We start from the raw sequence: 22,014 nt of genomic DNA, 5'->3' as shown, positions 1-22,014 counted from the left end.
CAACATGGCACGCTTTGAAAACCGCATGCGCCCGATCCATCCGGGCGAAATCCTGCGCGAGGAATACCTGGTGCCGCTGGGCATGAGCGCCAATGCGCTGGCGCTGGCGTTGCGCGTGACGCCGGCCCGCATCAACGAGATCGTGCGCGAGCAGCGCGGCGTCACGCCAGACACCGCGTTGCGCCTGGCGCGCTATTTCGGTGGCGATGCGCGTTCGTGGATGAATATGCAGGTGACCTACGACCTGAAGGTCGCGCAGCGGGATCTGGGCGAGCGCATCGCGGCGGAAGTGGTGCCGCGCGAGGGCGCCGGCCAGGAAATTCCGGAAAACTAGGAAAGCAGAATGCCGGGGGCGGCGCAGCCTGCCACCCCCGGCACGCCATTACCGCGACAACGTCTCGGCCAGCGCCCGGAACGCGCGGAACGTGATCGGGTTGTTGGCAGCGTTCCCCGCGACCGGGTGCGACGCATAGCGGACGATCGTCAGCTCGGCCTTGGGGTCGATGTAGATGCGCTGCCCATGGATACCTGCAGCCTGGAACATGCCGTGGCTGTCGTGGGACACCCACCACATGTCGCGATAGCTCCAGCCCGGCAGCACGGGGCCGCTGCCCGAGCGCGCAAACTGCCCGCGGTCGCCGCCGCGGCGGATATCGGCCACGACCGATGCCGGGATGATCTGCTTGCCGTTGAAGCGCCCGTTGCCGCGGATGGTCTCGCCGAAGCGCGCGAGGTCGCGCAGCGTGGTGTTCAGGCCGCCGCCGCCCGATTCCGTGCCGATGCTGTCGACCGTGAAGTAGGCATCCTGCTCGGCGCCCATCGGCTGCCAGATCCGTTCCGACAGCAGCCTGGCCAGCGACTGGCCAGAAGCGCGGCGCACGATCCACGCGAGCACCTCGGCATTTACCGTCTTGTAGGCAAAGACATCATCGTGTCCGCCTTCCTTCTGCAGCGTCTTCAGGAAGTCGTAGAAGGTTGCCGGCCCGTTGTAGGCGGCAGGCCGGGCGAGCATGCCGCCGGCGCGCGCATAGTCCCAGACCTCGGCCTTGGGATTGGCATAGTCCTCCGAATAGCGGACGCCGACAGTCATGTCCATGACCTGGCGCACCGTGGCATCGCCGTAGGCGGTGCCGGCCATCTCCGGCAGGTAGCGCGTCACGGGCGCCGCCGGATCGAGCTTGCCGTCGGCCGCCAGCATTGCCGCCAGCGTGCCAACGAACGACTTCGTCACCGACATGGCGATATGGGGCGTATGGCCGTCCAGTACGCCAAAGTAGCGCTCATAGACGACCTTGCCCTTGTGCATGACCAGGATGCCGTCGGTATAAGTCAGCGCCAGCATCTCTTCGAAGGTCCGGCGGGTGCCGTCCGCATCGCTGAAGGGCACCGAGCCAATATCGCGCTCCGCGCGCGGCAGCGGGCTGGGCGGGCCGTTGCCGCGCCAGACCGACGCGGTCGGCACCAGTTCGCGGATATGCGAGAACAGCCAGCGATTGCGCGGGAATTTCTCGGCGCCCGGCGCGTGGGTGATCTGCTTCTCGGGCGGCGGCGGAAAGCCTTGCATCCAGCCGAGCCGGACCGGGTCGCTTTCCAGCGCGGCGACCAGCGCCGGCGCCGCGGGCGCAGTGGGTGCGATGGCGCGGCCCGCGTCCTGGCTCCAGGCCGGCAAGGTGGCGGCGCACAGGGCGCCGCATGCAATGGCGCCCCATTGGCAGCGCGTCCGGGTGTGGTTGGCTGGCATGTCGTCTCCTCGTTGTTATGTGGTCGTGCCGTTTTGCGCTCAGCGCCCTGCTACCCTGCCGGCGGCTCGATACCGAGCTGATGCGCCTCGAGCGCCGCGGTCAGCTTGCCGATGCACCGGTCCAGCGTCTGGACTTCGGCTTCGGACAGGACCGACAGGAACATCTTTTCCAGGACATCGCCGCGCTGGTAGGTCTGCGCGACCAGTGCCGCGCCGGCCTGGGTCAGGAACAGGTTCAGTTGCCGGGCATCGGCCGCGCCTACCTCGCGGCGCAGCAAGCCCCGCTTCGCCAGCGCGGTGACGAGCTTGGACGTCACCGTCTTCTCAAGCAGCACCAGTTCGATCAGGCGCGTCAGCGTCAGGCCGGGCTCCAGTCCGGCAAAACGCAATACGCGCAATTCCCTCAGGCCGATGCCGAATTCCCGCTCATAGAAGCCGGAGGCAGACTCCCTGGTCATTTCGCAAAGACGGTTCAGCCGGAACGTCAGGTATTCCAGGATCGAACCGGTGGTGTTGGCGGCGGAGTCGGGCATGAGGACAAAAAACTTGCGGACGGCCGAAAGATTCTAATGGCAATAGTTGCCATTAGCAACCAATCAGGCGCAACATCCCCTGCGCGCTGCCCGCTTGCGGATCAATCCTGGATCATGTGAGGAACAAGCCCGCGCACCTGGTCATGACGGGCCCGTGGGTGGCCGGGCAGTTACCCGGCAGGCCACCCAGCCAGCCGCCGTCAGTCGAGCAGGTGCCCCATGCGCGTGCGCTTGGTCGCCAGGTATTTCTCGTTCTCGGCGTTGGACGGCACGATGTGTCGCAGTTGCTCGTTGACCTTGATGCCGGCCTTTTCCAGCGCGGCGGCCTTGAGCGGGTTATTGCTCATCAGCCGCACCGACGTGACGCCCCATTGGTGCAGCAGGTCGGCCGCAAAGGCGTAGTTGCGCGCGTCGATGGCCTGGCCCAGCGCCAGGTTGGCGTCGACGGTATCGAGCCCGCCATCCTGCAGGCGGTAGGCGCGGATCTTCTCCGCCAGGCCGATGCCGCGGCCTTCGTGGCCGCGCAGGTACAGCAGGATGCCGCGGCCTTCGGCAGCGATCTTTTCCATCGCCAGCTCGAGCTGCGGGCCGCAATCGCAGCGGCAGGAACCGAAGACATCCCCGGTCAGGCATTCGGAATGCATGCGGATCAGCACGTCCTCGCCTGCCACTTCGCCCACGCTCAGGGCCAGATGCTCAATACCCGAGTGGGCGCCCTTGAAGGCGTGTGCCGTGAAGTCGCCAAATCGCGTCGGCAGGCGTGCCGAATCGATCAGCTCAATTTCTGTGTCGTTCATACCGGAATTCTTTTCAATGGGCGCGGGGCGGCCCGGCACCGGCGACATTATGAGCGGAATTACGCGTTCGCGCTTGATTCGGCAATGGAACGCACCGTTGCGGGTCGCCGGCATATTCCTCCCGCAAGGCGCCGGCTGGTTTACTGACACCACCACCGAAGTGATGTACAAGGCATGATACTCTGGCCGCGCCGGCCGGCGGCTCAGGGTTCGACGGAGGGCTCGCGCTTCAGCGTGCGCAGCACGAAGGTCGAGCGGCTGTGGCGCAGTCCGGGCAGCTTGTACAGCTTGTGCCGCAAGAACTCCTCATAGCCCTGTGTGCCGGCCACCGCGACCTTGATCAGGTAGTCGTAGTCGCCGGTGAGCAGATAGGCCTCCATCACTTCCGGCAACTCGGCCAGCGCCTGGCCGAAGCGGTACAGCATGTCGTCGTCGTGACGCTCGAGCGTGACCTCGATCAGGACCGTATCCGGCAAGCCCAGCGCCTTCTGGTTCAGCAGCGCGGCGTAGCCTTCGATGACGCCACTTTCCTCGAGTGCGCGCACCCGGTTCCAGCAGGGTGTGGCGGACAGGCCGACCTGCTCGGCCAGCTTGGCATTGGACAGGCGGCCGTCGCGGCGGAGTTCGCGCAGGATGCGGCGGTCGGTGTCATCGAGCTTGGGAGGTTGCACCATGGCCCCTGAAATCCGTGGAAGAAACTTCTGCAAATTTTGCCATAAGAAGATGCTTCTTTTTCAATTCCACTAATCTTGAAGAAAATTAAGAAGCTCATTTTGCATCCCGGCTGGTACATTGACTACATCAGAAGACCTGCCGGAAACACCACATGCCAGCCACCGTCCTTCCCACCCTGCGCCTTTCCCTGCAACTCGACGGCACCGACCCGTTCGGTGCGATGGAGTGGGTGTTTGCCAGCGCCCGCCGCACCGGCCTGGCGCCTGAGCAGTTGCGCTTCGACTCGACCCGCTTCGAATCCGTTAGTCAGCCAGTGCTCCACGCGACCTTGACCGCCGCCGATGCCAGCCTGCTGTGGCTGTTCCTGCGCCGTCTGGAAAGTGGCATCGACATGGCCGTGCTGGGCGCTGACGTCGACGATCCGGACAGCGAGGCGCAAGGCGAGCCGGCTCCCGCTCCGCGCGCCGTTGCCCCGCAGGCCCGCAGTGACGCAGGATTGGCGCTTCCGGCCTAGCCACCCACGCTATGCCGGCAGCAGCTCGATCCCATCGAGCTGCGCCGCGCACGTATCCCGCACGATCGCGACAAAGTCCGCCACATAAGGCCGGCGCGCCAGCGGCGCCGGCACCGTGGCATAGAGCTCGCTCCACAGCCCTTTGGCACCGATCCGCTTGGCCAGCACGTAGTCGTGGTCGACGTAGTTCTTCACGCCCCAGTTGGGCAATGCCGCCACGCCGCGCCGGCTCGCCACCAGTTGCAGCACGGCCACCGTCAGCTCCGCGGTGCGGCGCTGCAGCCGGATACCGGCGGGTTCCAGCACCTCGCGGATCAGGTCGATGCGCTGCTCCGGCACCGGATAGGTGATCAGCGTCTCGCCCGCCAGGTCGGCGGCTTCGATGCGGCGCTTGTTGCGCAGCCGGTGCTCGTTGGCGATGACCGCAAGGATCTCGAAGCGGAACAGCGGCGCCACGTCGAGCCCGCGCCGCACCGCAGGCTGCGAGCCGATCACCATGTCGGCGCGGCCCTCGCTGAGCAGCGAGATCGGGTCGGCATGGAAGCCCGCCACCAGGTCCACCTCCACCTCGGGCCAGCGGCGGCGGAATTCATCCATCACCGGCATCAGCCAGTCGAAGCAGGTATGGCACTCCAGCACCACGCGCAATTCGCCGCGAGTGTCGCCCTTGAGCCGTTCGATATCGCGGTCGGCCGCGCTGACCGCGGCCAGCACCTCGCGCGCCAGTGCCAGCAGGCGTTCGCCCGCCGGCGTGAAGCGCAGCCCCTGGCGGGTCCGGTCGAACAGCGGCAGGCCGTAGTGCGCCTCGATCGCCTTGATCTGGTGTGACAGCGCCGACTGGCTGACATGCACGCGCTCGGCCGCGGTGGCGAGCTTGCCGGATTCGGCAATGGCAACCAGCGAGCGGAAATGGCGGACCTCGATCATGCGCAGTCCGGCGCGCGGGCCCGCCCCGTTGTCGTATGAGATGTCGTATGAAATCTATTCATATGTTGTTTAAAACTTGTCGCTTGATTCATTTTATGGGGAAACCGACACTGTGCACCAGTCATCATCTTCCGGAGCAAGTTCCCCATGGCACGCACCCATATCCTCGGCTTTCCCCGCATCGGCGAACGCCGCGAACTGAAATTCGCGCAGGAGGCCTTCTGGCGCGGTGAAAGCAGCGAAGCCGCGCTGCATGAAGTGGCCGCGCAACTGCGCCGCCGCCACTGGCAACTGCAGGCCGAGCGCGGCCTGGACACCGTCGCCACCGGCGACTTCGCCTGGTACGACCAGATGCTCAGCCTGACCGCGCTGCTGGGCGCCTTGCCGCGCCGCTTCGGCTTCGACCCGGCACAGCTGACGCTGACGCAGTATTTCGAGCTGGCGCGCGGCAACCGCGAACAGCCGGCAATGGAAATGACCAAGTGGTTCGACACCAACTACCACTACCTGGTCCCCGAGCTGGACGCCGACACCACCTTCGACGGCGGCCCGGCGTGGTTCTTCGAGGAAGCCGACGAAGCGCTGGCGCAGGGCCTGCGCGCGCGCCCGGTGCTGGTGGGCCCGGTCACCTACCTGTGGCTGTCCAAGAGCCACGTGGCCGGCTTCGACCGCCTCTCGCTGCTGCCGAAGCTGGTGCAGGCCTACCGCCGCATCCTCGGCCAGCTGAAGGCGCGCGGCATCGAGTGGGTGCAGATCGACGAGCCCGCGCTGTGCCTGGACCTGGAACCCGCTTGGCTCGACGCCTTCGACAGCGCCTACGACGGCCTGCGCGACGCGGGCCCGAAGCTGCTGCTGGCGACGTACTTCGACACCGCCGCCGACCACGCCGCGCGCGCCGCCGCGCTGCCGGTCGACGGCTTCCATATCGACCTGGTGCGCGCACCGGGCCAGTTGGCCGCATGGCAGGCCGCGCTGCCGGCGCATGCCGTGCTGTCCGCCGGCGTCATCGACGGCCGCAATATCTGGCGCACCGACCTGCGCCGCGCGCTCGACACGCTGCGCCCCGTGCAGGCGGCGCTCGGCGACCGCCTGTGGCTGGCGCCGTCGTGCTCGCTGCTGCATGTGCCGGTGTCGCTGGCGCATGAAGTGCGCCTCGATGCCGAGCTGAAGTCATGGCTGGCCTTCGCCACCGAGAAGCTCGGCGAACTGCAGCTGCTGGCACGCGCGCTCAACGAAGGCGATGCCGCGGTCGCCGCGCAGCTGGCCGCGTCCGACGCCGTGCAGGCCTCGCGCCGGCAATCGCGCCGCGTGGTCAACCCGCGCGTGCAGCAACGCCTGGCCGGCGTGACTGCCGACATGGCCCACCGCGCCAGCCCGTTCGCACAGCGCATCGAGCGCCAGCGCGAGGCGCTGCAGCTGCCGTTGCTGCCCACCACCACGATCGGTTCGTTCCCGCAGACCGCGGCCATCCGCCAGACCCGTGCGGCCTTCAAGCGCGGCGACATCGGCGCGCTTGAATACCTGGAGCGCATCCGCACCGAAATCGCGCTGGCCGTGCGCAAGCAGGAAGAGCTGGGCCTGGACGTGCTGGTCCACGGCGAGGCCGAGCGCAACGACATGGTCGAGTATTTCGGCGAACAGCTGTGCGGCTATGGCTTTACCGAGAACGGCTGGGTGCAGAGCTATGGCTCGCGCTGCGTCAAGCCGCCGGTGATCTACGGCGACGTGTACCGTCCGGAGCCGATGACGGTAGACACCACCCGCTACGCGCAGTCGCTGACCGAGCGGCCGATGAAGGGCATGCTGACCGGTCCGATCACCATGCTGCAATGGTCGTTCGTGCGCGACGACCAGCCGCGCGCCACCACTGCACGCCAGCTCGCGCTGGCCATCCGCGACGAGGTGTGCGACCTCGAACAGGCCGGCATCCGCGTGATCCAGATCGACGAACCGGCGCTGCGCGAAGGCCTGCCGCTGCGCCGCGGCGACTGGGACGCGTACCTGGACTGGGCGGTCACGGCTTTCCGCCTGTCGGCCAGCGGCGTCAGGGACCAGACCCAGATCCACACGCATATGTGCTACGCCGAGTTCAACGACATCCTGCCGTCGATCGCGGCGCTGGATGCCGACGTGATCACCATCGAGACCTCGCGCTCGGCAATGGAACTGCTGGAAGGCTTTGGTGACTTCGACTACCCGAACGAGATCGGGCCCGGCGTCTACGACATCCACTCGCCGCGCGTGCCGTCGGTGCAGGCGATGGAGCGGCTGCTCGACCGTGCCTGCGAGGTGGTGCCGCCGCAGCGACTGTGGGTCAATCCTGACTGCGGCCTGAAGACGCGCGGCTGGGAAGAAACCGAGGCAGCGCTGTCCAACATGGTCAGTGCGGCGCGCGCGCTGCGCGAGCGCTGGTCCGTCCGCGGCGCGATGGCGTGGAAGCGTGTCGGCAAGCCGGCCGGCCATGTCGCCGCGGCGCCTGCGGGCGGCAGCGCTTGCACCGCGTGTGCGACGCACGCGCACTGAGCAACTCGCGCAACCCGCGCAACCAAAACAATAAAGGCCGCATGCCCATCAGGCATGCGGCCTTTGTTCCTTGCCAAAGCAGCGCTGCGTCAGTTCACCCGCGTCACCGCGGGCGGCATCCAGCTGCCGTCGAGCAGCGCCTGCTCCGGCCAGTACGCGCGCAACATCATGTTCAGTGCATCGGGCGGGGCCGGCAGCCAGTTGGCGGCCCGGGCTCCCGCCGGGCGTTCGTGCTGGATATAGATGTCGAGCGAGCCGTCGCGGTTGTAGCGCAGCCGGTCGCGGCTGCCGATGGCGTAGCGCTGGATCGGGTTGGGGATAAACGCCTGCCGGTCGTTGTAAAGCGTCAGCGACCAGAACGCCCGCGCCGGCGGCAGCTGGTCCTTGTCGAAATGCAGCACGTAGCGCGCGCCGCCCTGCAGCGGCGTGCCGTTGGCATCGGTGCGTGTCGACGCGTAGATCGCATCCTCCGGCAGGTTGGCGCCCAGCCCCACCCACGCGGTCACCGCGCGGCGGGCGTAGTTGGTGCCATAGTTGCCGAGGTCGCGGTGCATGACCCAGCCGTTGCCCGCATCGGCATTTCCCTTGCGCGCGCCCTGCGCGATCGCCGCCAGCGCCGCGGTCGCGCCCTCCTGCACCGCGCGCGCGGTCGACGGTTCCATCACCGTGGTCTTGAACGGCACGCCGGGGCTGATGCCCATGCGGCGCAGTTTCTCCACCATGGCGCTGTCGGCCGCTGCCGGCGGATTGGCCGGCAGCAGCGCGGCGAAGCGCGTGAAGAAGGCCTGCGCGTCCATCGCCGCGACCTGCTCCACCGGCGAACTCTGCGTGTCGACCGCGGCGGCGCGCGGCGCGGGCCGGTCAGGCACGCGGCGGCCGCCGCCCCACGCGGACAGCGGCGTCAGCCGGTACTGGTCCTGCAGCCGGTGCACGGCCGGGAGGTCCTTCTTGCCGTTGACCTGGGTACGGCCGATCAGCCAGACCATCGACGTCGGCGAGCGGATTTCCTGCACGCCCTTGGGCAGCGTGCCGCGCCAGTCGGGTCCGGTGATGGCGAAATTGCCGCGGCGGGTACCGGTGGTGCGCTTGCCCGGCGAGGCAAACACATTAGTCCACGCATCCATCAGCGGCATCAGGTAATAGCGGCCTTGCGTGTCGGGCACGGACAGGATCACCGGCTCGCGCGACAGGTCCAGCCACGCCGACGAATACAGCGTATCGGCATTGGGACTGACCACGTCGGTGAAGCTGGCGTCCGGGAACGAGCGCTTGTGGCTGAAGGAGTTGACCGGCGTGCGCAGCGTCATCAGCTCGCGCGTCACGTCCATCAGCACCAGCGGATAGGCATAGGTGAAGACCTCGGCCGACAGGGCCTTCATGGCCTGGTCGGACGGCGGCTGTTCCGCGACGGCGGCCTGGACTGTGGCTGAATCCGGCGCGCTGGCGCAGCCGGACAGCATGACGGCGAGCGTGACCGCGCTCGCCATAAGACGAAATGAAGGCTTCATGACCCCGTTCCCAATTTTCTTGCGACCTGTCCTGGGATTGCGGCTATGACTGCCGGCATGTCGTCCCGGAGGCGCATGTGTTTGCGCATATTGTGCCTGCCCTTGCGCCGTGTCAATTCCTCGCAGGCAGGGAGCGAGGGCGATCACACTTAAGGTGGTGGCTGGCGGCGGAACATGGATGATAAAGCACCTCTACAGCGCGGGGGAATCACCCGATCGGAAACCGGAATCCCACTCGATACCAAACCCTCAACACCGACTGCTCAATACCGCATCTGTACATCGTCGACCTTGCCCGTGCGCGCGTTGTACAGGCAGGCATAGTGAAAACCGATCGCCGACGAGCTGTCGTCGGGCTCGAACACGCCTTCACCGTTGACCGACGTCTGCGCGTTGGCGCGCTGGTAGTACTGCTCGCGATCGGCCATCAGCATGACGCTGCCCGGCTGCGGATAGCGGCGCTTGAGCGCCTCGGCGACGGCCGGCTCGCAGGCGACAGAAGCCGCCCTGGACACGGTCTGGGCATCGACCGTGATGCGCGTGGTGGCGGGCGGGACCGGGCGCGGCGCGGTTTGCGGCGGCGTCTCGCAGGCCGCCAGCAGGCACGCCAGCGGCAGGCACAGGATTGAAGCTCGGATCACGCGGACCTCCTCCCAGCGGAAGCGCGCACCTGGCGCCCCTCCAAAAAGTGAAGCGGAGCTATCAGATTACTGCCTTCGGGCGGAAAAGCCAAAGCCGGGCCGCCCTACCCCCCTGCCGCCTCCGGATTTGCCCGCGATTGCGAATCTTTCAACGCGGCTACACTAACGGCTCCCGGCGTCGGCGCGCAGCACGCGGCGCCGCATGACACCACCATGCCGACACAATGACAACCACAGAGACAAGCGGCGCACGCCCTGCCACCACCGCCATTCCCACGCCATTGCTGCGCAATGCCGCCAGCCTGCTGGTCGTGCGCGACGCGCCCGCCGGCATGGAAGTCCTGCTGGTCCGCCGCGTCGAGCGCGCCAACGACCGCAGCAGCGGCGCCTACGTGTTCCCCGGCGGCACGCTCGACGCGGTGCAAGACAGGGCGCTGCATGCGCATGCCCACGGGCTCGACGATATCGCCGCGAGCGAGCGCCTGGGGCTGCCGGCTGGCGGCCTGGACTTCTATGTTGCCGCGCTACGCGAATGCTTCGAAGAAGCCGGCCTGCTGTTCGCCTGCGGCAGCGACGGACGCCTGCTGCCTCCCGCTGCCCTCGACGCCGCACAACAGGCGCTGTTGCGCGCCGCCGTGCAGCGCGGCGGCCCGGGCCTGGCGCATGCATGCGAGCAGCTCGGGCTGCGGCTGGCAGCCGACCGGCTGGCCTACCACAGCTACTGGCTCACGCCGCCGGGGCTGCCCAAGCGCTTCGATACGCGCTTCTTCGTCGCCATCGCGCCGGAAGGCCAGGAGGTAATCGCCGATGGCAACGAGATCGTCGAACACCGCTGGATCCGCCCTGCCGAAGCCGCCGATCCCGCCAGCGGCCTGCCGATGATGCACGTCACGCGCCGCACGCTGGCGGCGATCGCGCAATTCGAGAACGCCGAGGCCTGCTTCGCGTATGCGGCGCAGTTGCGCGGCATCGCCTGCATCATGCCGCGCCTGGCCACCGGCGCCGCGGGCGTGCGGCCGGTGATGCCCAACGAGGCGTGCTACGCCGAGATCGGCCGCATCGATCCCGAAGGCCGGCAGCATGGCCGTTACGAGCTGTCGCCCGGCTTGCCGGTGCAGCTATCCGAGCGCGTCTGGCGCGTGACCGCGAACAACGGCAGCGTGATGACCGGCCCCGGCACCAACACCTACCTGGTCGGCGGCGGCGCGCGCAACGAATGGGCCGTCATCGATCCCGGCCCCGATGACGACGAACACGTGCGCGCCATCCTGGCCGCGGCGCCTGGCCCGGTCCGCTGGATCTTCGCCACGCACACGCACCTCGACCATTCGCCGGCGGCCGCCGCGCTGCAGGCTGCGACCGGCGCAACGGTGCTGGGCCGTGCCGCACCCGCCGGCCAGTGGCAGGACGCGGGCTTCGCGCCGCAGCGCGAACTCGCGCACGGCGAGCGCATCGCCATCGGCGACGGCTGCACGCTGCGCGTCTGCCATACGCCGGGCCACGCATCGAACCACCTGTGCTACCTGCTCGAAGAGGAAAAGACGCTGTTCACCGGCGACCACGTGATGCAGGGCTCGACGGTCGTGATCGGACCGCCTGACGGAGACATGCGCGCCTACCTCGATTCGCTGGCCGCCTTGCAGGAAGAAGACCTGGAATGGCTCGCCCCCGGGCACGGCTTCCTGATCGCACGGCCGCAGGACGCGATCCGCCTGCTGGTGCGCCACCGGCTGCAGCGTGAAGCCAAGGTCGCGGCCGCGCTGCGCGGACTGGGCCCCGCGCCGATCGAAGCGCTGGTACTGCGCGTCTATGACGACGTGCCGCCGCGCATGCACCCGGTCGCGCAGCGCTCGCTGCTGGCGCATTTGCTCAAGCTGCGGGATGAAGGCAAGGCGCGCGAAGCGGACGGGAACTGGTCGGAGGTGGCGGCGTAGAGATCGGAGCGAGGTGCCAGCATGGGCAACCGCAAAAGTTTTTTTCTCGGACCCCTTGCGCAATCCCGAAATTCCGCTACAATTCGGCCTCTCGTGTGCGGCTGTAGCTCAGTTGGATAGAGTACTTGGCTACGAACCAAGGGGTCGTGGGTTCGAATCCTGCCAGCCGCGCCACCTATGCAGAAGGGAAAAGGGCTTCCGGAAACGGAAGCCCTTTTTTCATGGCGGCGAGGTTGCGCCCGACCCTGTGCGCAAGCGCTCGCCGGCACTCTGAAACTACCAGCGGTACCTCGCACCGACCGTACCGCCCGGATTGCGCCCCGCCCTCACCTTGAACCACAGCTTCACGCCGGTTGCCGTGTTGCCGTGCGCGCCGATATTGAACGAGAACAGCCCGCGCAGCAGGTCGGCATCGATCTTCGTGCCATTGATGTTGATGCTTTGCTTGCGGCTGTCCTGCCACCAGTCGGCTTCAACGAACGGATAGATGCCGGCCAGGCGTGTCGGCTGCGCGCCATAGAGCCGTACGCCGATGCCGGTGGCACTGGAATCGCCGGGCATGCCCTGCGCCTGCACGCCGCTGACCGGCGACATGCCGGGCTGGTAGGCCAGCTGCAGCCGCGGCTGGATCGTCAGGCCGCCGGCGCGCGGCACCACGGCATCGACCGCCAGCGCCATGGTGCGCACGTGGCTGTCGACAAAGCCGCCAGCGCTGGTGACATCGTCCATGTGCAGCGTCAAGCGGCGCGGGCGCTCGACCACGGCGACGAGATCGCGATCCACGGCGGCCAGCCCCGGCGCGTCGTCGTCCGGCCCCGCTCCCATCGCAGGCGGCAATGATGGCGAAGGCTCCGGCGCCCGAGTCGCGTACTCGATGGCGATTGGTTCGGGGACACTACTGAAGAATGCGGGCGCGCCGGCCGGCATGTCGGCGCCGGCCACCAGCGTGTCGGGTGCCTGGGCGACCGGCGCTGGCGCAGCCTGCGCCTGCAGCGGCTGGTCCCAGCCGGAGACGCCCTGGCTGTCGGCTACCCTTTCCGGAACCGCATCATCCGCGTGGGCCAGCGCACACATCAGCACGGCCAGGATGCTGCAGCATTGCAGGTGGTGCAGGATCGGACCCGGATGCGTGGCACACGGGTGCCAACCGGGGCAAATCCCCGCCTCCCTCTCTCTCGATGATGACAAGACCACAGTCATGGCAACCACCTTCGGACGTTATATCAGCCTGCCCGATGAGCTTGAGCATAGGTCAATCCGCCTGCTTGCGTTAGCGGGGAATGTTGGCGTCCGCGCGGTGGCAATGACCGCGTTCCGGACGACGACCGCGGCCGGACAGGCAACGCCGCACCTGGACACGGATAGCGCGGATCAAATCGCCGCGGTCTTTCGATCGCCTGGCGGATCGCGTCCATGTCGCGTTCTGCAAGTGGGTGCGCGGCCAGCTGATCGCACTCCTGCGCCGACACGAATCACCAGTTTTTCGGACAGGGGATGGCGTTGCTGATCGGCGTCGATCGCTTCAAGCAGATCAACGACCCCATGGCCACGCGGCCGGCGACGAAGTATTGCGCGAGGTGGCGACGCTGATGCGTGCGCGGGTGCCGCCGGACAGCGTGCTGGCCTGCGTCGGCGGCAAGTCGCTGCACGTGACGGCCAGTTTCGGCGTCGCGATCGGGCACGGCGGGGCACGTCACTGGCAGCAGCTGTTCGCCGCGGCCGATGCGGCGATGTACCGGGCCAAGGCGGAGGGGCGCAATTGCGTGCGCGAAGCGCAGAGCGAGGAAGGGGTACCGGCGGCCTGAGCTTGCCGGCGGGAATTCGATCGGCGGGACCTGCGATCGAGACGCGGGTCGAGATCCGTAAGGAACGCGTAAACGACGAAAGGCTCGCTTGCGCGAGCCTTTCCGAATATTGGTGCCCAGAAGAGGACTCGAACCTCCACAGTGTTGCCACCGCTAGGACCTGAACCTAGTGCGTCTACCAATTCCGCCATCTGGGCTTCGTTTCGCTGCATTGCTGCTGCGATGCGAAGAACGAAATTATGCCGCGCGTACCTGACGCTGTCAACAGCTTCAAGCAAAAATCTTCGCAGGCATGCTGCCGGCATGAGCCCGGCCTAAACCTATTGTGCGCCACCCCTCCGCATGAAATCCACCTGCGCCGGCCGCCCGGGCAATTGCAAGGCCGCCGTCGCCGGCGGCGTGCAGGCGATGGTCTTGCCAGCACGCAGCACGCGCAGCCGCGTGGCGCGCAGCCGGATCGCCTCGACCGGGTCGCGCGCCTGCAGCAGCACCAGGTCGGCCCGGCAGCCCGGCGCGATGCCGTAGCCGTCCAGGCCAAGGATTTGCGCCGGCGTCGCGGTCACCGCGGCAAAGCAGGCCCGCATCGCCTCCTGCCCGGTCATCTGCGCCACATGCAGGCCCATGTGCGCGACTTCGAGCATGTCGCCCGAGCCCAGGCCGTACCACGGGTCCATCACGCAGTCGTGGCCGAAGGCAACCGGCACGCCCGCCGCCAGCAATTCGGGCACGCGCGTCATGCCGCGGCGCCTGGGGTAGCTGTCGTGCCGGCCCTGCAGCGTGATGTTGATCAGCGGGTTGGCGATCGCCGCGACGCCGGCCTCGCGCATCAGCGGGATCAGCTTGGACACGTAGTAGTTGTCCATCGAGTGCATCGAGGTCAGGTGCGAGCCGGCCACGCGGCCATGCAGGCCGAGCCGCACCGTCTCGCTCGCCAGCGTCTCGATATGGCGCGACAGCGGGTCGTCGCTTTCATCGCAATGCATGTCGACGCGCAGCCCGCGCTCGGCCGCAAGCTCGCACAGCAGCCGCACCGACTCCGCGCCCTGCGCCATGGTGCGCTCGAAATGCGGGATGCCGCCGACCACGTCGACGCCCATGTCGAGCGCGCGCGTCAGGTTCTGCATCGCGCCGGGGGCGCGCAGCACGCCGTCCTGCGGAAACGCCACCAGTTGCAGGTCGAGGTAGGGACGCACACGCTCGCGCACGTGCAGCAGCGCTTCCACCGCGAGCAGGCGCGGATCGCAAACGTCGACATGCGAGCGGATCGCCAGCAGCCCGCGCGCCACGGCCCAGTCGCAGTAGGCCAGCGCGCGTTCGACCAGCGCCTCCTGCGTCAGCATCGGCTTGAGTTCGCCCCATAGCGAAATCCCTTCTAGCAGCGTGCCGGACTGGTTCACGCGCGGCAGCCCGTACGACAGCGTCGAGTCCATATGGAAATGCGCGTCGACGAATGGCGGCGTCACCAACTGGCCGGCGGCATCGATTTCCTCGGCAGCGCGCGCGGCCAGCGCGGGCTCCACCGCGGCGATGCGGCCATCGGCAATGCCGATATCGATGCCGGTGCGCCCGTCGGGCAGGTTGCAGTGCCGCAGGATCAGGTCGAGCATGGCGTGTCTTGACGGGAAAGGTTAGGACAAAAAGCACAGCCGCATGATCGCATGGCCCCGCGGGGCGCAGGTAGCGCGTGCGAACGGTACGGACGATGCGCTCACCCCTGCCCGTCAGCCAGCACCTGCATGGTCATGGCCTCGGGCGCGAGGCCGCAACCGCGCAGCAGCAGCGCCACCAGATGCTCGGTCGCCTGCGCATAGTCCTGCCGCCCCAGCCGGCTCACGCCGAGCACTGCGCAGACCTGCGACTCGAAATCGGCATAGGTCTGCGTTGCGGCCCAGATGGTGAAGAACAGGTGCTGCGGGTCCACCGGCGCCATCTGGCCGCTGTCGATCCATTGCTGCACCACCGCGGCCTTGCGCGCCACCAGTTCGCGCAGCGCATGGCGCAGGATCTCGCCGATCTCCGGCGCGCCGTGCAGCAGCTCGTTGGCAAACACGCGCGAGGCATCGGGATGGCTGGCGGACAACCGCATCTTGGCGCGAATGTACTGCTCCAGCGCCACCTGCGGCGGAAGGTCGGCGCGGATGATGTCGGTCTCCGACAGCCACAGCTGCAGCGTGTGGGCCAGCACCGCGCGGTACAGCGCCTGCTTGGTGCGGAAGTAGTAGTGCAGGTTCGACTTGGGCACGCCGGCGCGCGCCGCGATCTCGGCCATGGTGGCGCCGGCAAACCCCGCGCGCGCGAACACGTGCTCGGCCGCGCGCATGATCATGGCCTGGTTCTCCTGCCGGATGCGGCCGGCGGGACTTTCGTGCGCAAGCTGCGCGCCGCGCATCGACAGCGGCCGGCGCGATGGAGCGCTGGCGCGCGGGTCCATCAGCGTGTGCCGTAGAGGCGGTCGCCGGCATCGCCCAGGCCGGGCACGATATAGCCGTGCTCGTTGAGCGTGTCGTCGATCGCGGCGGTGACGATGCCGACCTCGGGGTGCGCGGCACGCAGCGCGCGCAGACCCGGACGCGAGGCGATCAGGCACACGTATTTCATGGTGGTGACGCCCGCTTCCTTCAGCCGGTTCAGCGCGGCTATGGCCGAGTTGCCGGTGGCCAGCATCGGATCGACCACGATGACCATGCGCTCGTGTATATCTTCCGGCATCTTGAAGTAGTACTCGATCGGCTCAAGCGTCTCGGGGTCGCGGTATAGCCCGATATGGCCGACGCGCGCCGCCGGCAGCAGCTCCAGCATGCCGTCGATGAAGCCATTGCCGGCACGCAGGATCGACACCAGGCACAGCTTCTTGCCCGACAGTATGCGCGACTGCGTCGGCGCGATCGGGGTGCGGATGGCGATGGTCTCCATCGCCAGGTCGCGTGTGGCCTCGTAGGTCAGCAACTGGCTGATCTCGCGCACCAGGCGCCGGAAATTGTCGGTGGTGGTTTCCTCGCTGCGCACCAGCGTGACCTTGTGCTGCACGAGCGGGTGGTCGACGACCAGCACGCCGGGCACGCCGGCAGCGTCGTCGTCGCGGGTGGCTACAGGGGGAACAGCGGCGGAAACAGCGGACATGTCGTTCATGGGGACGCTCCTGATGCCAGGTTTGATGCCACGTTATCCAACGCAAACCTTGATCGCGGCGGGCGCTAGTGCGCCCACCGTGCTCAGAACACCGTGCCGTCGCTGATGACGCTGAACGGCGGTGCACCGCCCGGGCGCCGCTTGGCGGCAATGCGCCGGCCCGCGGCCCAGGTGCCGCCCTCCAGCACGCGCGCCAGCGGGAAGCCGGCTTCCGCCAGCCCCAGCGCCTGGCGCACGCCATCGGCCACCAGGTCCAGGCCAGTCACGGTCAGCGCGCGCCATTCGACGATCACGGGCTCGTCCACCGCATGCGGCTCGGCGGCAAAGGACGCATCGCGCGGCACCATCAGTTCGAAGTCGAACAGCAGGCCGCCGTTGCGGTATTCGGGCAGCCCGGTCAGCGCATCCAGCCCGGTGACCGTCAGGCCCGCGTCCTCCAGCGGCTCCAGCAGCGAATAGGTCAGCCACTGCGTGAGCTTGTGGAACGGCACCAGCCCGCCGGGCGCGGCCGGATGGCGCCAGCAATCGCCCAGCGACACACCCTCGATCACGATCCGCCCCGGCCACACCGGCCCCAGCCCCACCAGCAGCGTACGCAGCAGGAAGCTGGCATCGAGCCGGTCGTTAACCGCATGCGCCTTCAGGTAGTCGAACAGGTTGCCCAGCCGCGCCGGCCGCCCGAACAGCGCCGGCGTCGCTTCCATCACCTCGCCCAGCCGGCGCAGCAGCCCGGCGCGGCCTTCGAGCCCCACCAGCGGGTTGTGCTGCGCCACCTGGAAGGCGTGGGCGATGCTGTCGGCATCGATGCGCTGCAGCCGCTCGGCATCCGCGCGCAGCGGATCGCCGGGCGCCGCGGAGAAGCCGCCGCGTGCGAACAGGTCGAAGCTGGCCACGCCCAGTCCCTCTGAACGTGTCAGCACCAGGTCGCTGGCCGGATCGCGGTAACGCCAGTCGGGGCCAGCGCCGGCGTCGAGCAGTACGCTCGGGATCACCAGGTCGATGCCGATGCGCGCGCGCTCTTCGCGGTGCTCGGGCCCGCTCAGGCCGGCGCGCTCGCACAGCACCTGCCAGCGGTCCGCGCGCTGGTCGACGCCGCCGCTCTCGAAGTGGCGCCAGCGGCTGTGGTAAGGCACCTGCAGGTCCGGATAGCGCTGCCGGATCGTGCTGGCCACGTAATCGGCGATCGCGTGGACACGGTCGGGATGCCAGGTGAACAGCTCGGACGCGCCGCCGGCCACGTGCTCGGTGACCGCCGCGCAATGCGTGCGCACCGCCTCCGCGCACAGCAGCCCGGAAGCGGGGTGCCCTTCCGGCACCGGGCTGAGCCAGCCCGCGCCCGGACGCATTTCCTCGCCTGCTCCCCGACGTTCCATGCCGTCACGATCCTCTTCGGGATACATTGTCATTCGTTCAACCCCCTGCCCTTTGCCAGGGCCAGTTCATCGGCATCCGGCGGCGTGTAGTGCGTAAAGTAGCCCGCCGCCACCTTGGCGTCGATCTCGACACGGGCATCGGCCGGGATCAGGGCTTCGGGGATCGCCACCTGCTCGACCACCTCGATGCCCTGCGCCACCAGCGCGCCATGCTTCATGTTGCTCATCGACGCCCAGCGGTCGATGCGGCGGATGCCCAGCCAGTGGAACACATCCGGCATCAGCTCCTGGAAACGCATGTCCTGCACGCCTGCCACGCATTCGGTGCGGGCAAAGTAAGTCTCGGCCCGGTCGCCGCCCGCCTGCCGCTTGCGAGCGTTATAGACCAGAAACTTGGTCACCTCGCCCAGCGCGCGGCCTTCCTTGCGGTTGTAAACCACCAGCCCGACACCGCCCTGCTGCGCCATCTCGATGCACACCTCGATGCCATGTGCCAGGTAGGGCCGGCAGGTACAGATGTCTGACCCGAACACGTCGGATCCGTTGCATTCATCGTGCACGCGGCAGGCCACTTTTGTTTCTGGCTTGCCGAGTTGACTGACGTCGCCGAAAAAGTACAGCGTCATGCCGCCGATAGGCGGCAGGAACACTTTCAGGTCGGGCCGCGTGACCAGCTCCGGGAACATGCCGCCGGTCTGCTCGAACAGGCCGCGCCGCAACGCGCTTTCCTTGATGCCGAAGCGCGCCGCCAGCCCCGGCAGGTACCAGACCGGATCGACCGCCGCCTTGGTCACGCGCACGTCGCCATTGGCATAGAGGATGCTGCCGTCGGGGGTCAGCCGGCCGGCAGCAATCGCCGAGATCAGCTCGGGCATGTTGATATGCGCGCGCGTGATGGCAATGGTCGGGCGGATGTCCACTCCCGCCGCGATGCGGTCGGCGAAGACGGAGGAAACAAGGTGGCCCCAGGGATCGAGCGAGACGATCTTTTCCGGATCGGCCCATTGCGGGTGCGGGCCGATCGACTCCGCGGGGGCGGTGTCGGTCAGGTCTGGCCGATGGTCGCGCTGCAGCGAGCCGCTGGCAACCGCCAGCGCGCGGTAGATGGCATAGGCGCCGGCGTGGGTGCCGATCACGTTGCGCTGCGCGGGATTCGCCAGGCTGGCGATCACCGGTCCGCGTTCGGCCGCGGTGGGCGCACCCCAGTGGATCGGCTCGGCCGGCTTGTCGCGGCGCGCGTGCGAAGTGAGGACGATATGGTCGGACATGGCACCCTCGGTTCCCGATGGAATCCTGACCAAATGGTCAGGTTTACGATTCCATACTAGGCAACGTTCATGCCATCGCCCAATGCCGGTTTACGCGAGTTTTGCGGTGCTCTGTATGGCGCCGTACGCAAGCGCAGCGCAGGCATGCACGCAGGGAGTGCCGGCAGCATGACACCGCCGGTGCACGCGCACCAGCAGGAGGCAGCCTGCCGCACGCGCAGGGGTTGCAAGCCTTACACGGTAGGACGGCTCGCCGAGCCGCGCGAGTCAGACAGCCATGCCCACGCCGCGCGCAGCGCTGCCAGGGGGCTTGCGCTTTCCACGTAGCGATGGAACAGCGCGCCCGCAACGTTGCTCAGCGCCCACGCAGCCGCCATGCCCAGCGCGTTCAGCACCGGCTGCCCCGGCGCAAGGTTCGACACCAGCACATTGACCAGCAGGCACACCGGGAAGTGCACCAGGAAAACCGAATAGGAAATGCGGCCAAAGAAACCCACCACATGGCCGCGCGGCCAGCGCTCCATCCAGCCGCCGCGGCGGGCCACCGCCAGCAGCAGCGCGGTGGCCAGCGCTATGGCGATACGCAGGCGGAAATCGACGATCAGCGCCGCCAGCGCCACCGCGCCGAGCACCAGCAGCGGCATCGCCGATCGGCCCGGGTTCGAGGCCCACCATGCCAGCGTGCCCATGCCATAGGCGCCGAAGAAGTACACCGCCCAGATATCCCAGGCGGCATCGCGGTTGAACCAGAACAGCGACGCGACCGCCAGCAGCGCCACCACGCCGATGCCGGCCGCGGCGCCCGCCTGCGCCTGGCGCGGCGCAAAGGCGCGCGCGGCCCACAACGCCACCAGCAGCAGGCCGAACAGCTGGAGGTCGATCGCGACGTACCAGACTCCGGCCGAGAGGGCCTCGACATCCAGCACGTTATGCAGCAGCGTAAGGTGCGCCAGGAACTGCGTCAGGTGCGCTGGCGCCGGGATCGATTCATGGATCATCCACTGCCGCGCCAGCGCGGCGCCGGCAATGCTCAGCAGCAGCGCCGCGGCGAAGGGCACCACCAGCTTCAGGTAACGGCGCCACAGCATCGCCAGCGGGTGTTCGCGGATTTCCAGCCGGCCGTGCGGCGCCAGGCTGCGCGCCGCGAGGAAGCCGCTGATCACCAGGAACACCTGGACCGCGATGCGGGCATAGTCATACAGCCAGTCCACCAGCCCCGGCGCGAGACGGTATGCGGTGTCGGACATCGGGCCGTAGAAAGCGAGATGGTGCAGCACGATCAGCTGAGAGCTGACCGCCTTGAGCGCGTCGATGCAGGGCAGGCGTGACGGACGGGGGCTCATTGTTCTTTGGAATCTGACAAAGCGCACGAAAGGCGGGATTCTACCTGTTTGCCCTGATTGACATGTGGCGTCATGTCCACAAATTGCGGATTGGTTGCACACTGGCAGCGATTGTTTCCGATTGCTTGCCGCGCCATTCATGTCTCACCAGAGAAGCATTTGCTTATGACGACTTTATCCTTCGCCGAGCAAGGACCCGGGTATACCCTAGCGTTTTTGCCGCGCCTGCGGTTAGCTCTCCGGTTTGCTCGAATGTCCGTCCCTGCCCTGTCTTCCCTGCTCGCCCGCTTGTCTAATGCGCGTCGCCCCCTGGCGGCGCTCGCCTTCGGCGTCATGGTCACCGCGCTGACCCCGGCCGCGGCCCATGCCCAGTCGCAAACCCCCGTGCTCGACAAGATCCGCGATTCCGGCACCATCGTGCTGGGCTATCGCGAATCGGCACTGCCCTTTTCCTTTGCCGACGACAAGGGCCAGCCGGCCGGCTATGCGGTCGACCTGTGCCTGCGCGCTGCCGAAGCCGCGCGCCAGAAGCTGGGCCTGAAAGACCTGAAGGTGCGCTGGATGCCGCTGACGCCGCAAAACCGCATCCCCGCGGTGGTCAACGGCCTGGTCGACCTCGATTGCGCCCCCAACACCAACTCGCTCGAACGCCAGAAGCAGGTGGCCTTCAGCGTCTCGCACTATGTCTCGACCGTGCGCATGCTGGTCCGCGCCGACTCTGGCATCCGCACGTTCGGCGACCTGCGCGGCAAGACCGTGGTCACCAGCGCGGGCTCGACCGGCGACCGCCACGTGCGCCGGCTGAAGGGCCAGTATGGCTACCACGACGTCTACGCCAAGGACCATGGCGAGTCGTTCCTGCTGCTGGAATCCGGCCGCGCCCAGGCCTTCGTGATGGATGACGTGCTGCTGGCCGGCCTGCGCGCGCGCGCCAAGGATCCGTCGCAGTACGTGATCGTGGGCCCGTCCCTGTCGATCGAGCAAAATGCGCTGATGTTGTCCAAGGCCGACCCGGAATGGAAGCGCCTGGTCGACCAGACCCTGGGCGTGGCCTTCACCGGCCAGGACGTGATCGCGCTGCAGAAACGCTGGTTCCAGCAGCCCATCGGCAGCCGCGGCATCAACCTGGCGCTGGCGCCGTCGGGCGAGGTGCGCGCCGCGTGGAAGCACCCGTCGGACGCCGTCACCGAGTAACTCCGGTTCACACCGGGAGAGCCGGAACCGGAACCGGTCCGGGGCCGCAATTCAGGATTTCCATGAGAGTGCCGCGCCGGGCAAGCCCCAAGTTGACAGCGACGAACGA

At 67.8% G+C, this 22,014-nt stretch carries 20 protein-coding genes and 2 tRNA genes; 7 read left to right on the top strand and 15 right to left on the bottom strand.

Annotation, left to right across the window (positions count from 1 at the left end; translation table 11 throughout):
- Positions 1-4: 4 nt before the first annotated feature.
- Positions 5-334 carry a HigA family addiction module antitoxin gene (locus E1J61_RS13140; protein WP_133094486.1) on the top strand — a complete coding sequence of 110 codons (330 nt, stop codon included), beginning with the start codon at positions 5-7 and terminating at the stop codon, positions 332-334.
- 48 nt (positions 335-382) lie between these two features.
- Here the strand turns inward: E1J61_RS13140 and E1J61_RS13135 are convergent, their stop codons facing one another.
- The 4 genes from E1J61_RS13135 to E1J61_RS13120 all read right to left on the bottom strand — a co-directional run bounded on the left by E1J61_RS13135 (position 383) and on the right by E1J61_RS13120 (position 3,745).
- Positions 383-1,741, bottom strand: a complete 1,359-nt coding sequence (locus E1J61_RS13135) for a serine hydrolase (RefSeq protein WP_133094485.1) — start codon at positions 1,739-1,741, stop codon at positions 383-385.
- A 50-nt stretch (positions 1,742-1,791) separates the two neighbouring features.
- Positions 1,792-2,274 (bottom strand): MarR family winged helix-turn-helix transcriptional regulator, encoded by a 483-nt coding sequence (locus tag E1J61_RS13130; RefSeq protein WP_133094484.1) that lies wholly within the window; start codon positions 2,272-2,274, stop codon positions 1,792-1,794.
- Between the two features lie 200 nt (positions 2,275-2,474).
- Complete coding sequence (gene ribA / locus E1J61_RS13125; RefSeq protein ID WP_133094483.1) at positions 2,475-3,071, bottom strand: GTP cyclohydrolase II; 597 nt, start codon at positions 3,069-3,071, stop codon at positions 2,475-2,477.
- 203 nt (positions 3,072-3,274) lie between these two features.
- The gene (locus E1J61_RS13120; RefSeq protein ID WP_133094482.1) at positions 3,275-3,745 is read right to left on the bottom strand and encodes an Lrp/AsnC family transcriptional regulator; all 471 of its coding nucleotides are present in this window, start codon (positions 3,743-3,745) and stop codon (positions 3,275-3,277) included.
- A 152-nt stretch (positions 3,746-3,897) separates the two neighbouring features.
- Between E1J61_RS13120 and E1J61_RS13115 the strand changes: the two genes are divergently transcribed.
- Positions 3,898-4,260, top strand: coding sequence for an AsnC family transcriptional regulator (locus E1J61_RS13115; protein ID WP_133094481.1), 363 nt, complete (start codon positions 3,898-3,900; stop codon positions 4,258-4,260).
- Positions 4,261-4,269: 9 nt separating this feature from the next.
- Here the strand turns inward: E1J61_RS13115 and E1J61_RS13110 are convergent, their stop codons facing one another.
- Positions 4,270-5,187: a LysR family transcriptional regulator gene (locus E1J61_RS13110; RefSeq protein ID WP_133094480.1), complete on the bottom strand. Its 918-nt coding sequence runs from the start codon at positions 5,185-5,187 to the stop codon at positions 4,270-4,272.
- Between the two features lie 147 nt (positions 5,188-5,334).
- Between E1J61_RS13110 and metE the strand changes: the two genes are divergently transcribed.
- A complete protein-coding gene (gene metE / locus E1J61_RS13105) occupies positions 5,335-7,710 on the top strand; it encodes a 5-methyltetrahydropteroyltriglutamate--homocysteine S-methyltransferase (RefSeq protein WP_133094479.1) in 2,376 nt (791 codons plus the stop codon).
- An 89-nt stretch (positions 7,711-7,799) separates the two neighbouring features.
- Here metE and E1J61_RS13100 read toward each other — a convergent pair whose 3' ends face one another.
- Complete coding sequence (locus E1J61_RS13100; RefSeq protein ID WP_133094478.1) at positions 7,800-9,218, bottom strand: DUF1254 domain-containing protein; 1,419 nt, start codon at positions 9,216-9,218, stop codon at positions 7,800-7,802.
- 263 nt (positions 9,219-9,481) lie between these two features.
- Positions 9,482-9,859, bottom strand: a complete 378-nt coding sequence (locus E1J61_RS13095; protein WP_133094477.1) for a short-chain fatty acid transporter — start codon at positions 9,857-9,859, stop codon at positions 9,482-9,484.
- 224 nt (positions 9,860-10,083) lie between these two features.
- Here E1J61_RS13095 and E1J61_RS13090 point away from each other — a divergent pair, with 224 nt between their 5' ends.
- Together E1J61_RS13090 and E1J61_RS13085 are read left to right on the top strand one after the other, a co-directional pair.
- Positions 10,084-11,793: an MBL fold metallo-hydrolase gene (locus E1J61_RS13090; RefSeq protein WP_133094476.1), complete on the top strand. Its 1,710-nt coding sequence runs from the start codon at positions 10,084-10,086 to the stop codon at positions 11,791-11,793.
- Between the two features lie 97 nt (positions 11,794-11,890).
- Positions 11,891-11,967 (top strand) — tRNA-Arg (locus E1J61_RS13085).
- A 102-nt stretch (positions 11,968-12,069) separates the two neighbouring features.
- On the opposite strand, the gene E1J61_RS13080 is transcribed toward E1J61_RS13085, so the two are convergent.
- On the bottom strand, positions 12,070-12,993 hold the full coding sequence (locus E1J61_RS13080; RefSeq protein WP_133094475.1) for a hydrolase: 924 nt from the start codon (positions 12,991-12,993) through the stop codon (positions 12,070-12,072).
- A gap of 377 nt (positions 12,994-13,370) precedes the next feature.
- Here E1J61_RS13080 and E1J61_RS13075 point away from each other — a divergent pair, with 377 nt between their 5' ends.
- On the top strand, positions 13,371-13,598 hold the full coding sequence (locus E1J61_RS13075) for a diguanylate cyclase domain-containing protein (protein ID WP_243736847.1): 228 nt from the start codon (positions 13,371-13,373) through the stop codon (positions 13,596-13,598).
- Positions 13,599-13,708: 110 nt separating this feature from the next.
- On the opposite strand, the gene E1J61_RS13070 is transcribed toward E1J61_RS13075, so the two are convergent.
- The 7 genes from E1J61_RS13070 to E1J61_RS13040 all read right to left on the bottom strand — a co-directional run bounded on the left by E1J61_RS13070 (position 13,709) and on the right by E1J61_RS13040 (position 20,711).
- Positions 13,709-13,795, bottom strand: a tRNA-Leu gene (locus E1J61_RS13070).
- Between the two features lie 123 nt (positions 13,796-13,918).
- Entirely contained in the window at positions 13,919-15,205 is a 1,287-nt protein-coding gene (locus E1J61_RS13065) for an amidohydrolase family protein (protein WP_133094474.1), read from the bottom strand.
- Between the two features lie 101 nt (positions 15,206-15,306).
- The gene (locus tag E1J61_RS13060; protein WP_240745814.1) at positions 15,307-16,029 is read right to left on the bottom strand and encodes a TetR/AcrR family transcriptional regulator; all 723 of its coding nucleotides are present in this window, start codon (positions 16,027-16,029) and stop codon (positions 15,307-15,309) included.
- Positions 16,029-16,727, bottom strand: a complete 699-nt coding sequence (gene upp, locus E1J61_RS13055; protein WP_133094473.1) for a uracil phosphoribosyltransferase — start codon at positions 16,725-16,727, stop codon at positions 16,029-16,031. The genes E1J61_RS13060 and upp overlap by 1 nt, the downstream gene beginning before the upstream one ends.
- Positions 16,728-16,810: 83 nt before the next feature.
- Positions 16,811-18,133, bottom strand: coding sequence for a URC4/urg3 family protein (locus tag E1J61_RS13050; protein ID WP_133094472.1), 1,323 nt, complete (start codon positions 18,131-18,133; stop codon positions 16,811-16,813).
- Positions 18,130-19,368 carry a GTP cyclohydrolase II gene (locus tag E1J61_RS13045; protein WP_133094471.1) on the bottom strand — a complete coding sequence of 413 codons (1,239 nt, stop codon included), beginning with the start codon at positions 19,366-19,368 and terminating at the stop codon, positions 18,130-18,132. The genes E1J61_RS13050 and E1J61_RS13045 overlap by 4 nt, the downstream gene beginning before the upstream one ends.
- Positions 19,369-19,601: 233 nt before the next feature.
- Entirely contained in the window at positions 19,602-20,711 is a 1,110-nt protein-coding gene (locus E1J61_RS13040; protein ID WP_133094470.1) for an acyltransferase, read from the bottom strand.
- 252 nt (positions 20,712-20,963) lie between these two features.
- Between E1J61_RS13040 and E1J61_RS13035 the strand changes: the two genes are divergently transcribed.
- Positions 20,964-21,905 carry an amino acid ABC transporter substrate-binding protein gene (locus E1J61_RS13035; RefSeq protein ID WP_133094469.1) on the top strand — a complete coding sequence of 314 codons (942 nt, stop codon included), beginning with the start codon at positions 20,964-20,966 and terminating at the stop codon, positions 21,903-21,905.
- Positions 21,906-22,014: the final 109 nt, after the last annotated feature.

The organism is Cupriavidus sp. L7L (assembly GCF_004353535.1).
GTDB lineage: Bacteria > Pseudomonadota > Gammaproteobacteria > Burkholderiales > Burkholderiaceae > Cupriavidus > Cupriavidus oxalaticus_A.
Note: the sequence above shows the minus strand (reverse complement) of the source record. Positions and strands in the feature narration are given on the sequence as shown.

What these genes read in the sequence shown, in the direction of transcription:
- E1J61_RS13135 (WP_133094485.1), bottom strand. Translation starts at nt 1,741, where the DNA reads ATGCCAGCCAACCACACCCGGACGCGCTGCCAATGGGGCGCCATTGCA.
- E1J61_RS13080 (WP_133094475.1), bottom strand. Translation starts at nt 12,993, where the DNA reads ATGACTGTGGTCTTGTCATCATCGAGAGAGAGGGAGGCGGGGATTTGC.
- metE (WP_133094479.1), top strand. Translation starts at nt 5,335, where the DNA reads ATGGCACGCACCCATATCCTCGGCTTTCCCCGCATCGGCGAACGCCGC.
- E1J61_RS13120 (WP_133094482.1), bottom strand. Translation starts at nt 3,745, where the DNA reads ATGGTGCAACCTCCCAAGCTCGATGACACCGACCGCCGCATCCTGCGC.
- E1J61_RS13045 (WP_133094471.1), bottom strand. Translation starts at nt 19,368, where the DNA reads ATGTCCGACCATATCGTCCTCACTTCGCACGCGCGCCGCGACAAGCCG.
- E1J61_RS13140 (WP_133094486.1), top strand. Translation starts at nt 5, where the DNA reads ATGGCACGCTTTGAAAACCGCATGCGCCCGATCCATCCGGGCGAAATC.
- E1J61_RS13100 (WP_133094478.1), bottom strand. Translation starts at nt 9,218, where the DNA reads ATGAAGCCTTCATTTCGTCTTATGGCGAGCGCGGTCACGCTCGCCGTC.
- E1J61_RS13110 (WP_133094480.1), bottom strand. Translation starts at nt 5,187, where the DNA reads ATGATCGAGGTCCGCCATTTCCGCTCGCTGGTTGCCATTGCCGAATCC.
- E1J61_RS13060 (WP_240745814.1), bottom strand. Translation starts at nt 16,029, where the DNA reads ATGGACCCGCGCGCCAGCGCTCCATCGCGCCGGCCGCTGTCGATGCGC.
- E1J61_RS13040 (WP_133094470.1), bottom strand. Translation starts at nt 20,711, where the DNA reads ATGAGCCCCCGTCCGTCACGCCTGCCCTGCATCGACGCGCTCAAGGCG.
- ribA (WP_133094483.1), bottom strand. Translation starts at nt 3,071, where the DNA reads ATGAACGACACAGAAATTGAGCTGATCGATTCGGCACGCCTGCCGACG.
- E1J61_RS13050 (WP_133094472.1), bottom strand. Translation starts at nt 18,133, where the DNA reads ATGACAATGTATCCCGAAGAGGATCGTGACGGCATGGAACGTCGGGGA.
- E1J61_RS13065 (WP_133094474.1), bottom strand. Translation starts at nt 15,205, where the DNA reads ATGCTCGACCTGATCCTGCGGCACTGCAACCTGCCCGACGGGCGCACC.
- E1J61_RS13130 (WP_133094484.1), bottom strand. Translation starts at nt 2,274, where the DNA reads ATGCCCGACTCCGCCGCCAACACCACCGGTTCGATCCTGGAATACCTG.
- upp (WP_133094473.1), bottom strand. Translation starts at nt 16,727, where the DNA reads ATGAACGACATGTCCGCTGTTTCCGCCGCTGTTCCCCCTGTAGCCACC.
- E1J61_RS13115 (WP_133094481.1), top strand. Translation starts at nt 3,898, where the DNA reads ATGCCAGCCACCGTCCTTCCCACCCTGCGCCTTTCCCTGCAACTCGAC.
- E1J61_RS13090 (WP_133094476.1), top strand. Translation starts at nt 10,084, where the DNA reads ATGACAACCACAGAGACAAGCGGCGCACGCCCTGCCACCACCGCCATT.
- E1J61_RS13035 (WP_133094469.1), top strand. Translation starts at nt 20,964, where the DNA reads ATGTCCGTCCCTGCCCTGTCTTCCCTGCTCGCCCGCTTGTCTAATGCG.